This window comes from Piscirickettsia salmonis LF-89 = ATCC VR-1361 (assembly GCF_000297215.2).
In the GTDB taxonomy this organism is placed as follows: Bacteria; Pseudomonadota; Gammaproteobacteria; order Piscirickettsiales; family Piscirickettsiaceae; genus Piscirickettsia; species Piscirickettsia salmonis.
Window position 1 is genome coordinate 4057 of the sequence record NZ_AMFF02000085.1, and the last position, 12837, is coordinate 16893.

Consider the following 12837-nt stretch of genomic DNA (forward strand, 5'->3'; position numbering starts at 1 on the left):
TTTTTAGAGTATTTGATGGCGGCTTAGTATAGAGTAGTGTTGCACTTCAGATGACGGAGGGCGCTTTTCTTGAAAAATCCACAAATACCAGATCATTATCTAAACATATTTTATAACTATAAAATAATAAAAAAAATTAAACTTAACTATCAACAAACTAACTATCATTATAAATAAACAAAAAATTTATTATTGATAATGATTATCAATAATTATACAATGACATTGTTATTAATGCAATAATTTCATAAAAACAAATGACTTATTAATTTTTTGAGGGTGTCGATATGCCTATGCGTTGGAGAAATAGGATACTACGCGGTTTACTAGCTTCTGCTGCTGCTGCTTCCGCCGCTGCGAATTTCGGACTATTAGCTGATGATGTCCATGACGACTTTGAGGTTCCTGGTGAAACCTTGAGTCGCACGACCATGATCGTTGCTGCTGCTGTTGTTGGCGGAGCTCTTGAAGCCCTATCATCCTACTTTTTTGAAGGACAATTTTTAGAAAATAATGATAATGATGCAGAATGCGATGAACCCTTACTTGACGACCACCAAACAAACCCCTCAGAAGACGAGCCTTTACTTGACGATGATCAGACAATTTTAACAAACTCTCCGGTAGTTCCAGCACGACAAAGACCTATACCCACTAGTATAGGCATAGGAGTATATGTAGGTTTACGTTTTGCCTTCATGCTGGTCAACACAACAGCCGCCTATGCAGCATGTAAGCAAGCAATAACAGCAAAAGAAGATGATACAAGGGTGCTTGCTTCTCTTTCAATGGCAGAGTACTTGGGGACAACACTATATACACTACTTGCTAACCTCCCCTTTAGTTTCTTAACAGACATCGCTGCACAATTTAACTTGAGCTTTAGTGCCAATCTGCCGCCAGCTGCTCAACAAGCACTACGTGTATTCTTTACAGCCACTCACGTAACCGAACATATAGCAGGCCAACTACCATTAGTCTCTCAAGCCCTGCCACTCGCCAGAGTTGCAATGGCGGGTAATCCCGGCGTAATTGCAGGCGTTATCGGAGGGCTGGCTATCGTAAACCTCCCTGTTGCGGGGACAACCTATTTATTTGAATCCAGAGAAGCTATTCATGCTTTAACAGGACAAGAACCTCCATCCCCAGCTCTGCCAAACCGCTTGGCTCAAGCACTTTACACTCTTGTCCCAGGCCCCAGCGCATTTTTGCATGGTATCGAAGGAGCCATGCCTGTAGCCCTAGCCGCACAAGCCTTAAATTTACCTTTACTCGCGAAAATCATTCCTGCAGCAGCAGTGGGCTTCATTACCGCTTTAGGTAATTACCTCTCTGAAGGTAAGGAAGCCAAAAGTGAAATTATCGACAGCTTAGCAGAAGGCACCCAAATCTTAAACAATGACAGCTGCTTGTTTTTAAGGCTGAAAAGAGATCACAATCCAGATGACCCCGAGTCAGGCGCAGGAACAGGAGCTGCAGTAAACGAAGACTACCAGAGAATCATTGAAATAGCCTATTAAATTATTCTAAACAAATAATACACATATCGCCCATTATTGGGCGATATTTATATCATTAATAAATAAAGTAACTGATTAATGAACCATATTATAATCAAGATTATACATAATCCATAAGGTGCCACCGACTAAAATCAAAACAACAAATATAGTAAAAATAAAACTCACTAAATCCCAGCGACCACTCGGATTAGTCGTCATATGTAAGAAGAATTTTAACTGAACAAAAAGCTGAATAATTGCAAGTATCGCAACCGCAATATATAAGCCTGTGGATGGCAACATTTTATAGGCAACTAATGCAAAGGCAATAAAAGTAATACCTAGCGATAAAATAAAACCAACAATATACGACTTTAACGTATAGCCATGCTTCTCATTCGCAATATCTTGCGGGTGATGTGATTCACTCATGAGATTGCCCCCATTAAATACACAATAGAGAATACAAAAATCCAAACGACATCAAGAAAATGCCAAAACAAGCCAAGACAAGTTAATCGTTTTGTCATCAATGGATTAATACCATTTTGATAGACCTGAACAATCATTACCACCATCCAGATTAGCCCCATAGTGACATGCAACCCATGAGTACCCACCAGAGTAAAAAAGGCCGATAAAAAACCACTGCGCTGCCAGCTATTGCCTTCATGAATTAGATGTGCAAATTCATATAACTCCATAGCAACAAAAGATAAACCAAGAACAAAAGTAATCACAAGCCACATTAATACCTGACCAGCATCACCTTTATTGCGCGCAAGCATCGCCAAGCCATAAGTAAAACTACTCACTAAAAGCAAAATAGTTTCAGTTAAAATAAAAGGAATACTTGCTAATTCAGCGGCACTTGGACCACCAAAAGTATTATTATGAAGCACCGCATACGTTGCAAAAATAATTGCAAACAAGATACAGTCACTCATGATATAGATCCAAAAGCCGAAAATATCCTTGCTATCGTCATCATGGTGGCCGTCATGATGAGCCACTGCAGTGTTCACCGTCATAGTTTCATCCTATTTGCAGTTTCAATTTCCGTTTTCGCGACTTCTTCGGCTTTAACATAATAATCAATATTATAATTAAATGAGTGTTTAATAACTGTTGAAAACATACCAATTAAGCCCAAAAATACCAGCCAATACATTTCCCAAATCATGCCAAAACCAAAGGCTAAACTAAATGCCGCAACAATAAAACCGACAGAGGTATTTCTTGGCATATGAATATCTTGATAAGGCTGTTGCTGATCTGCACCACGCTGCAAATGTTTAATTTTCTCTTGTTTCTCTTCCCAAAAAGCATCACGACTATGTACTTCAGGGGTAAAAGGGAAATTATAAAACGGTACAGGTGAGGGCGTAGACCACTCAAGCGTTCGACCATTCCAAGGGTCCCCAGTGGTATCTTTATAACCTTCTTTATTTCTATTTTTAATACTGACTAGTAGTTGCAACACTTGAAAGCCAATACCTGCAGCAATAATTAATGCACCTATTCCAGCAATAATTAAAAAAGGCTGCCAACCGGTAGAGGCATCATAATGATTTAAACGACGCGTCATCCCCATAAAGCCAAGAATATAAAGCGGCATAAAAGCAACAAAAAAGCCAATCAACCAACACCAAAAGGCATACTTACCCAATCGTTCATTTAGCTTAAAACCAAATATTTTTGGAAACCAATAAGTCAGTCCAGCCAAGTAACCAAAAACAACGCCACCAATAATCGTATTATGGAAATGGGCAATTAAAAACACGCTATTGTGAAGCTGAAAATCAATTGCTGGAATCGATAAAATCACACCAGTCATACCGCCAATGGTAAATGTGACCAGAAAACCGATGGTCCAGAGCATTGGTGTTGTATAAATAACCCGGCCTTGATACATGGTAAAGAGCCAGTTAAAGACTTTGACACCTGTCGGCACAGCAATAATCATTGTCGCAATACCAAAGACCGCGTTGACCGCTGGCCCTGCGCCCATAGTAAAAAAGTGATGCACCCACACCGAAAAAGACAATACGGAGATAATCACCATCGCCCATACCATCGTATAATAACCAAACAAACGTTTTTGGGAAAATGTCGCAACAATCTCTGAAAATATCCCAAATGCCGGAATCACTAAAATATAGACTTCTGGATGCCCCCAGGCCCAAATCAGATTAATATACATCATCGGGTTGCCACCAAACGCAGAAGTAAAAAAGTGCATACCCATAAAACGATCGAGAAATAACATACCAAAAGTAACAGTTAATACTGGAAACGCTAAAATCACTAGCACGACAGTCACTAAAGCTGACCAGGTAAATGGTGGCATCTTCATCATCGTCATACCGGGGCAGCGCATTTTTATAATCGTTGCAAAAAAGTTAATCCCTGACAACAATGTGCCTAACCCTGCAATTTGTAATGACCATAAATAATAGTCCACGCCAACCGTCGGACTGTATTTAAGGCCAGATAAGGGGGGATATGCTAACCAACCCGTTGCAGCAAAATCACCAATTACTAGCGAAACATTCACTAAAATTGCACCGACAACAGTCAGCCAAAAACTTAATGAATTTAAAAATGGATAAGCTACATCACGTGCACCAATTTGCAGTGGCACAATAAGGTTTAACAGGCCAAATAAAAATGGCATCGCCATAAAGAAAATCATGATAACACCATGCGCAGTAAACACTTGATCAAAGTGCTCTGGGGGTAAATACCCTGAATTACCCGCTGCCATCGCTTGCTGCAAGCGCATCATAATCGCATCAGCAAAACCACGAAACAACATAATAAATGCTAAAATAAGATACATAACCCCAATTTTCTTATGATCGACAGAAGTGATCCACTCCGTCCATAGCCACTGCCACTTTTTAAAATAAGTCAGTGCACCAATAATCGCGATCCCTGCAAGCACCATAAATAGCCCTGCACCCGCAATAATCGGATCATGTAGGAAAGGAAGATCATTGACTGTGAGTTTTCCAAACATATTGACTATTTCCTTATACCCTTAACTATAAAATTTAAATTTTATAAATATTATTAAAGTATTTTATAGGTTTGCGTTTTCTTTTTGCCAAGCTTCTTTGCTATTTTTCAGATTATGTGCCTCTGGTGACATAAATTTCATGATTACTTTATGAAAGAGCCCTTTGGTCACCGTAGAATAGTACTCAACTTGATGATTTTTAGTTGGCACAATAAGCTGGTCATATGCCTTCATTGTTAGCTGATTTGGTGAAGCTTTAACTTTACGCACCCACTGATCAAATTCCTTTTGTGTACTTGCTTTAGCGATAAATTTCATGCCCGAAAAACCATTACCACTGTAATTAGTCGAACGACCATTAAACTCACCGGTTTCATTAGCAATCAGGTGTAATTTTGTTTGCATCCCTTCCATGGCATAAATTTGCCCCGCAAGCTGTGGAATCGCAAAAGAGTTCATTGGCGCATCAGAAGTAATTAAAAATCTAATTTGTCGGTGTGCAGGAAACTGAACAAAGTTCACTGTGGCAATATTTTGCTCAGGATAAATAAATAACCACTTCCAGTTCAATGAAATTGCTTGAATCGTCACTGGCTTACCTGCCACATCCAAGGGTCGATAAGGGTCTAGGCGAAAACTCGAAACCCATGTTAATACCGCTAAAATAATAATTAAAATGATGGGAACACCCCACCAGATAATTTCTAAAAGTGTACTGTGGGACCAATCAGGGCGATATTTTTCTTTCGTATTCGATGCTCTAAAACGCCAACTGAAAATAGCCGTCATAATTAGAACAGGGATCACAACAATCAGCATTAACAACGTTGCAATAATAAATAATTGCTTTTCTTCTGCAGCGACCATGCCCTTTGGATCCCAGAGCTCGGCCTTACAGCCCGTTAACAGGGCCATTAAAGCAAGAGTTAAAATAACAAGAAAAACACTCTTTACCGCCTTCCAAGCACGATGCTGACTAAAATCTTGTACACATTTAATCATTATCTAAAGCATCCTTTCGTATCTTCCTAAGTGATGATACACCAATCTAACAAAAGTATAGATCACAAGACCCTCACTAATCTACATTAATCTTAGGCTGGCGCAATAAAATAAATCACCTCACCACATCAGCCTGAATAGCTTAATCGTCATAAGCAAGACTATATAAAAAACCCCGCTAATAAAATAATAAGCCAGCATAAAGTCAGACAACTTACCTAGATATCATCATACTTTATCAGCCGGCCTATCTTAATCTTAAAGATAAAAGTGAATTAACATGTTATATAAAGTCAAAACGGCGGGTATCAAGATAATGGTATAACTTCCATTGCCAAATAAAACAACAAACAACATTATTCTCATTCAGAGAAAAATACCATAAGAAAAAATGCAGCTCTTTTTTAAGTGATCTATTTTATTTTTAAAATTGCAGGGGCAAGTAATCAGTCCGATTCCTATCTATAAAATATCAAGCGATCCTTCCATTACGTTGATACATTACCTTTATAACAGCAACTAGTATTCTATAGTATTTTGTTTTTTCCAAAAAACCCTTTACTCTCTTTCAATCAGAATATAAGCAATAGACTTGATATAGATCAATTTATTTTAACCAAAAGCTATTATGATAGCTGACAGAATAAACAGTTAATTGTTGAGCAAGAGGAAATAACCATGGCAACAAAATATCAACATGTTATGTTTGCAACTGATCTTAATAATAAAAACAGCAATATCGGCATAGAAGCGGCACAAGAAGCTCAAGATCTTGCCAATCTATTTAGTGCCAAATTTAGCCTGCTGCATGTTGTTCAGCCCATTGCAAGCGCTTATGGCTATATCGGCGATTATGGTCTTGAAAAGCAACTTGTACAAGAAGCACAAATTCAAATGGAAAAAATCAGCAAAGAGCTGAATGTCAACGAAGAGAATACTTATATTATCGAGGGGCAACCTAAAGAAGACATTATCAATTTTTCCAAAGAAGTTAATGTTGACCTTTTAGTTCTTCAAGGCCATCGCCATCACTTTTTAGGCATACTTGGATCAACAGCAAATACAGTAATTAATAAAGCTGAATGCGATGTTATGGTTCTTGCTACAGGAAAAAAATAAGCTCACCCTCCAACAATATTATGACAGACCATGACAGAGCAAGCAGCTCTGTCTTATTTTCAATTATAACAAGCTAGAGACTTTAGCATGCGATTAAAAAACACAACATCAACTAGGCTCCGTTGACATTTCCATATAAATCCTGAGAATAAGTAGTATTTTGCTTGTAGGCATTTTTGAAAATTGCAAGCACTATCTTATGGTTAAGGTGAAATGTCAACGGAGCCTATATTATTAACAACTTCTCTCGCACTTACACTTCCCGGTAACCTTCTTGCTACAACTAATAGTACCACCGCAAATCAAAGTAATAACTCATTAAAACATTGGCTTATCCGTGGCCGCATTGTCAATGTTAATCCTGATGTTAGCAGCAAGACAATTTCAACTATCGGAGGCAAAGTATCCCATGTCAGTAACCAAGTGATTCCTGAACTTGATTTTAGCTACTTTTTTACTTCTCATATTGCAATGGAACTTATCCTTGGCACCAGTAAACACCATTTAATTGCAACAGGAACAGCAGTCGGCTCAGTTAATCTTGGTACGGTACGTATACTTCCCCCTACAATCACACTGCAATACCACTTTTTCCCAAAGAAAAAATTTAACCCTTATCTCGGTGCCGGCATCAATTATACTTATTTTTATAATAGCAGCACAAACAGTGCTAATACTGCTGTACAATCAATAGATTATAAAAACAACCTAGGCTTTGCTTTACAAGCGGGTATTGATTATAACCTCAACCAAAGTTGGTCCATTAATCTCGATGTGAAAAAGCTCTTTGTCAAAACAACGGCTACTGTTAATCTCACTGGTGGCGGTACCGCTAAAGCAGATGTCCATCTCGATCCTTATGTCTACGGTATTGGCGTTGGCTACCGTTTCTAGTACACCCTCAATCACAATAATACGTGCATTTCGCATATGACTATACTGCTAAATGTGCGTCATCTATAAACAAACCAAAACTATCATTTAATAACCTTTATTATCCTTCACCCTTAACACTCTAATTAATATCAACACCACCTCACTTAACATCACCTTTTAGCCATTTAATTAGATTATTTTTTCTAAAAAACCATATGAAAACAATTAAATTAATTGTGATTATTAAAAAACAATATTTCATAAATTTAGTCTATACTTTTACTTAAGAGTTGTTTTATAGAGTTGTTTTATAAAAGAATTTTGAGTTGAGATTTTAATTATGAAAAACACCATAAAAAACACTTTAGTCTTTCCTGCTTTACTAGTGTTTGGTAGTAGTTTCTTACAAACATCAATCGCAGCAAAAACAAAAGAACCTGTCAGAATTATCGTCAATGATTGGACTAGCCAAATCGTCCTCTCAAAAATTACGGGAAGCATTCTAAGTGACATGGGATATCAGGTAAAATATATTAATTCAAAGTCTAATGGCCAATGGTTCAAGCTAAAAAACAACCAGGCCGATATACAGGTCGAAGTTTGGCAAGGCACAATGGCCAAAAAGTATAATCAACTAATTAAAACAGGTGACATTGTCGATGCAGGCAATCATGCAGCTAAAACTAGAGAGGATTGGTGGTATCCAGAATATGTAGAAAAACAATGCCCAGGCCTCCCTGACTGGAAAGCCCTTGAAAAATGCTATAAAATATTCGCAACTTCTAAAACAAAACCTAAAGGCATGTACTTAGGTGGGCCATGGGAAAAACCTGATCGCGCCAGGATCCGCGCTCTAAAAATGAACTTTAAGGTTATTCAAGTTAAAAACGGTGATGCTCTATGGGTTGAGCTAGAAAAAGCAGCAAAAGAAGAGCGCCCGATTGTCTTGTTTAACTGGACACCTAACTGGGTTGAGGCTAAATATAAAGGAAAGTTTGTTGAGTTCCCTAAGTATTCGCCAAAATGCATTAGTGATCCAAAGTGGGGGAAAAACTCTAAGTACCCTTGGGATTGCGGCAACCCTAAAGATGGCTGGTTAAAGAAAATTGCTCGCACGGAATTTTCAAAAGAACAGCCTTGTGCATTTGAACTACTAAAAAATATTAGTTTTACTAATGCAATGATTTCAAATGTTGCAGCATCTGTTGATGCAGATAAAATGAGCTATGATCAAGCTGCACAACAATGGCTTGATAGCAATAAAAAGCTCTGGCATAGCTGGATACCTGCAACATGTTCAAAAGTAAATTAATAGTACTTACCTTATCTATTTGGGCAACTTGTTTCTACGGAAATGTAGTCGCCCAAACAAAAACCTCAACTAATAACAACACTAAAATAGCACGTGTTTTAGTTAACGATTGGACAAGCCAAATTGTTTTATCCAAAATTACCGCACATATTCTTGCATCTATAAACTACCAAGTCACTTTTGTCCAATCAACATCAAATCGTCAGTGGTATAAGTTAAAAAGCAATCTAGCCGATATACAAGTCGAAGTTTGGCAAGGCACCATGGCTGATAAATATAATCAGCTGATTAAATCTGGTGATATCGTTGATGCAGGTAATCATGTAGCTAAAACCAGAGAAGATTGGTGGTATCCAGAATATGTAGAAAAGCAATGCCCAGGGCTTCCTGATTGGAAAGCACTTAGAAAGTGCTATAAAATATTCGCCACTCCCAAAACAGCACCTAAAGGGATGTACTTAGGCGGTCCATGGGAAAAACCAGACCGTGCCAGAATCCGTGCTTTGAACATGAACTTTAAAGTGATCCAAGTTAAAAATGGTGATGCTTTATGGATCGAACTAGAAAAAGCTGTGAAACAAAAACGTCCGATTGTTTTATTTAACTGGACCCCCAATTGGATAGAATCTAAATACAAAGGAAAATTCATTGAGTTCCCTCATTACTCTGCAGAGTGCGAAAACAATCCTAAATGGGGGCTAAACTCCAAATTCCCATGGGACTGTGGTAACCCAAAAGATGGCTGGTTGAAAAAAATCGCTCGCAGCCAATTTCAAAAAGAGCAGCCTTGCGCATTTGAGCTTTTAAAAAATATTAACTTTACCAACACAATGATCGCAAATATTACAGCAGCTGTTGATGCCGACAAAATGAGCTATGATGAAGCAGCTCAAGATTGGTTGAACCAAAATAAAGCTCTTTGGCATAGCTGGATACCTTCAAGCTGCAAGTAATTTTTCTGTCCTGTAAAAACTCAAAAAATCTCAGAACCAAGGCAAGCTGATAAGTATTTATCAGCTTCCAACGAACGACTACCATTTCAAAACGGTACATACAAATTACTTAGTAAAAACATCCACTTTCGCAGGCGGAATATTTAACCAAATTTTTTTAGAAAGTGATAACTCTATATCCCCTGGATAATATTCCTCTTTCTTTTTAAAATCATAAGTGAACTGAATATAGCTCCCCCCTGATACCAGTACACTCGGAATTTGCTGTAAAATATGCATCACAGCTTGATTTGGCAAAGAGCGTAGAGGTAAGCCTGAAATAACTGTACTGACACATCCATTCTTCTCTCCCAATAAGCGCTCTAATTCTACTGCATTACCACAAATAACCAGAATGTCAGGGAAACGTGCAGCAAGCTTCCTAGCTAGATTTTTATCATATTCAATTGCAATAAGCTGCCCAGGGCTTACGCCTGAAGATAATAATTCTTGAGTTATCACTCCAGTCCCTGCACCCAACTCTACAACATATCGTTCTGGCATCTGTACCACATGAGTAACCATCTCACGAACTAAAAATCGTGAGCTCGGTAATACAGCTCCTGTTGCGCGCGGGTTAGCAATCGCAGCTTTAAAAAAGCCAAGCGTCAAGCCATATTTCTCAAGCGTATTTTTAATGCTATTATCAACTTTCTTTAAGCCAGAGCTTCGATTACAAGAAGATAGCCAAAACCACAGCCATAAGCGCTTAGATTGCCGACCTAAAAACTTACTCATTTGCCAAGGGTACTTTAAAAACCAGTATCGATAAATGAGCCTAGAAAACAATTGCCAAGGTGTTGGAATTGATTGATCAGTCGCACGTTCGATAAAAACCATTTTTTCCTTCAAGGAGCCTTCTCCAAGTTTCATCTAAAATCATGACATCTTTGTAAATCATAAAGGATTTCCAAGACCTAATCTAGGCAGTGACTCTCTCTTATTATGGTGCTTTGCACAAATTTATGAATGATATCAACACGTGAGCAAATTTTCTTTTCATATTTCATATATTTTACATTAACAAACTTAAGAGATAATTTTTCCCCCTCAATAGGAAGTCAAAATATTTATAAAGTTTTTCATATCTAGCCCTCAAACTTATTTAACTCACCTTCTTTACACTTTTATAGCAGTTAAACTAAGATAACATCCCGATTCAATCCATTAAATTTGCTATATTTTAGCATACAATTATTAAACTATATTTATTTAATGAAGTTTAGTTTAGCTGAGGGAGTAGTGATATGCCTGGAGATGAAAAAAAGAAAGCTGCCAAAACAAGTACAAGAGAGAATCAAAGCTCCCTTATTGACAGTGAAGCAAGCTCACTGCCCCCAACCTTGCTTTTTTATACAGATAGTTTATCTCTTATTGATCAGGGACAAGATATACCCATAGGCTCAAAAAAAGAAAGTTCATGCCCAACATGCTGTTTAGTTATGTAACTTTACTCTGAAACCGTATTTACCGTTGATACTTTTGTTAATGTATCACCACTATCAAGAACGAAAGCGATTCAAACTTACACTCATAGAGCCATATATGCAACTATTTAAGAATTCCCCCTTACTATAGATTTCATATTTATTCCAATAAATAAATGCTTTATTTTTATGTTTTTTAAAAATAAATCACTCACCAACCCACCATCAATCATTTCAAGTAAACATAAACCTCTACAAAATAGCGGCAAAAAACTCTTCAATATTACAACAATCTTTTCCTTAAGTCTTTAGTGACCTGATATTACCCCAATTTAGTAGATATATATTTATGAGACCTAATTAAATAGATGCATGAAAAAAACAAATAAACCCATATTAATTTTCATTTTATTGCACATAAAAATCAGATAAATTTAAAAAAATTAATTACTGACTTGCTCGATTTAATATCTGCATACGTGCGCACTCAATGATTTTTTGAGGATTCACCTTACCAATAAACTCATTACAACCGGTCTGCTGAATATCATTTTCATTAAATACACCAGTAATAGACGTATTTAAAATAATAAACAAGTTCTTTAATCCTGGATGCTCGCGGCATGCTTTAATAAAGGCATAACCATCAATTTCTGGCATCTCAACATCTGCAATAACCATTAAGTATTTTTGAGTAATATCACCTCCTGCCCCAGGCAACACGTTGATCAGGTAATCTAAAGCCTCTCGACCATTTCGCATGAGAATACTTTTTACACCTATAGTATCTAAGGCTTTTTTAACCTGCTTACGTGCAATCAGGGAGTCATCTACAACTAGCGCTGTATAGTGAGGTGCTTGCTCTATCACAACATTTTCAAGCGTATTAGTACTGACCTTAATATCATATTGAGCAGGATGAATTTCATAAATCACTTTTTCAACATCAATGACTTGTATCAGTGATGTAGCCCCTTCTTCATTAATTTTTAAAACACTAGTAATATATTTATCTTTACCGGTTGCCTCGGGCGCAGCAATTACATTTTCCCATGTTGCATTGATAATGTGATGAATTTCATGAACAAGAAACCCTTGCACAGAATGATTATATTCAGTCACGATCAAAATTCCGCTTAAGGGATCAAGCGTTTTCTTAGCAAAAATTGCCTGACAAGTATCAATCACCGCTAGCGACTGATTACGAATATGAACAACTCCAAGCACGGCCGGATGACTTTCCGGTAGCACTGTCAACTCTGGTAAATGCAGCACTTCCCTCACTTTAAAGACATTTATGGCATATTGACGCCCATGAATGCTAAATACTAATGCTTCAAAGCGATTCCTACCTACTAATTTTGTTCGCGAATCAATATTCTCTAATAAATTAGCACGCATCACCACCCCCTTAAGTAAAATTAAGACAGTTATACATACCTTTATCAGGGTTAGACCACTTAATGAATAAAAAATCACATATAAAGTTTACTTATAATATGATCAATATGACTAATTATTAAAATAACTGACTGATTATTATAGATAGATAATAGCTCACTTCGTTTCGTAAGCGTCGCTACCT

12 protein-coding genes are annotated in these 12837 nt (G+C 37.3%); 6 read left to right on the forward strand and 6 right to left on the reverse strand.

What is annotated here, in order from left to right; translation table 11 throughout:
* Positions 1–416: 416 nt before the first annotated feature.
* Positions 417–1520 (forward strand): hypothetical protein, encoded by a 1104-nt coding sequence (locus C200_RS09025; protein WP_230584163.1) that lies wholly within the window; start codon positions 417–419, stop codon positions 1518–1520.
* Between the two features lie 75 nt (positions 1521–1595).
* Here C200_RS09025 and cyoD read toward each other — a convergent pair whose 3' ends face one another.
* The 4 genes from cyoD to cyoA form a co-directional block, all read right to left on the reverse strand.
* Positions 1596–1934: a cytochrome o ubiquinol oxidase subunit IV gene (gene cyoD, locus C200_RS09030; RefSeq protein WP_016211351.1), complete on the reverse strand. Its 339-nt coding sequence runs from the start codon at positions 1932–1934 to the stop codon at positions 1596–1598.
* Positions 1931–2533: a cytochrome o ubiquinol oxidase subunit III gene (gene cyoC / locus C200_RS09035; RefSeq protein WP_032127067.1), complete on the reverse strand. Its 603-nt coding sequence runs from the start codon at positions 2531–2533 to the stop codon at positions 1931–1933. Before cyoC ends, cyoD begins: the two co-directional genes overlap by 4 nt.
* A complete protein-coding gene (gene cyoB / locus C200_RS09040; RefSeq protein WP_016211349.1) occupies positions 2530–4524 on the reverse strand; it encodes a cytochrome o ubiquinol oxidase subunit I in 1995 nt (664 codons plus the stop codon). The genes cyoC and cyoB overlap by 4 nt, the downstream gene beginning before the upstream one ends.
* 63 nt (positions 4525–4587) lie before the next feature.
* Positions 4588–5526, reverse strand: coding sequence for a ubiquinol oxidase subunit II (cyoA, locus tag C200_RS09045; RefSeq protein ID WP_016211350.1), 939 nt, complete (start codon positions 5524–5526; stop codon positions 4588–4590).
* Positions 5527–6204: 678 nt separating this feature from the next.
* On the opposite strand from cyoA, the gene C200_RS09050 reads away from it, so the two are divergent.
* The 4 genes from C200_RS09050 to C200_RS09065 all read left to right on the forward strand — a co-directional run bounded on the left by C200_RS09050 (position 6205) and on the right by C200_RS09065 (position 9786).
* The gene (locus C200_RS09050) at positions 6205–6645 is read left to right on the forward strand and encodes a universal stress protein (protein ID WP_016211352.1); all 441 of its coding nucleotides are present in this window, start codon (positions 6205–6207) and stop codon (positions 6643–6645) included.
* Positions 6646–6858: 213 nt separating this feature from the next.
* Entirely contained in the window at positions 6859–7539 is a 681-nt protein-coding gene (locus tag C200_RS09055; protein ID WP_016210793.1) for an OmpW/AlkL family protein, read from the forward strand.
* A 322-nt stretch (positions 7540–7861) separates the two neighbouring features.
* Positions 7862–8833 (forward strand): ABC transporter substrate-binding protein, encoded by a 972-nt coding sequence (locus C200_RS09060; RefSeq protein ID WP_016210801.1) that lies wholly within the window; start codon positions 7862–7864, stop codon positions 8831–8833.
* Complete coding sequence (locus tag C200_RS09065; protein WP_016210795.1) at positions 8815–9786, forward strand: ABC transporter substrate-binding protein; 972 nt, start codon at positions 8815–8817, stop codon at positions 9784–9786. Before C200_RS09060 ends, C200_RS09065 begins: the two co-directional genes overlap by 19 nt.
* 105 nt (positions 9787–9891) lie before the next feature.
* Here the strand turns inward: C200_RS09065 and C200_RS09070 are convergent, their stop codons facing one another.
* On the reverse strand, positions 9892–10677 hold the full coding sequence (locus C200_RS09070) for a class I SAM-dependent methyltransferase (RefSeq protein ID WP_230384798.1): 786 nt from the start codon (positions 10675–10677) through the stop codon (positions 9892–9894).
* 395 nt (positions 10678–11072) lie between these two features.
* Here C200_RS09070 and C200_RS09075 point away from each other — a divergent pair, with 395 nt between their 5' ends.
* On the forward strand, positions 11073–11273 hold the full coding sequence (locus C200_RS09075) for a hypothetical protein (protein ID WP_016210791.1): 201 nt from the start codon (positions 11073–11075) through the stop codon (positions 11271–11273).
* Between the two features lie 426 nt (positions 11274–11699).
* Here the strand turns inward: C200_RS09075 and C200_RS09080 are convergent, their stop codons facing one another.
* Positions 11700–12653, reverse strand: coding sequence for a chemotaxis protein (locus C200_RS09080; RefSeq protein WP_016210799.1), 954 nt, complete (start codon positions 12651–12653; stop codon positions 11700–11702).
* Positions 12654–12837: the final 184 nt, after the last annotated feature.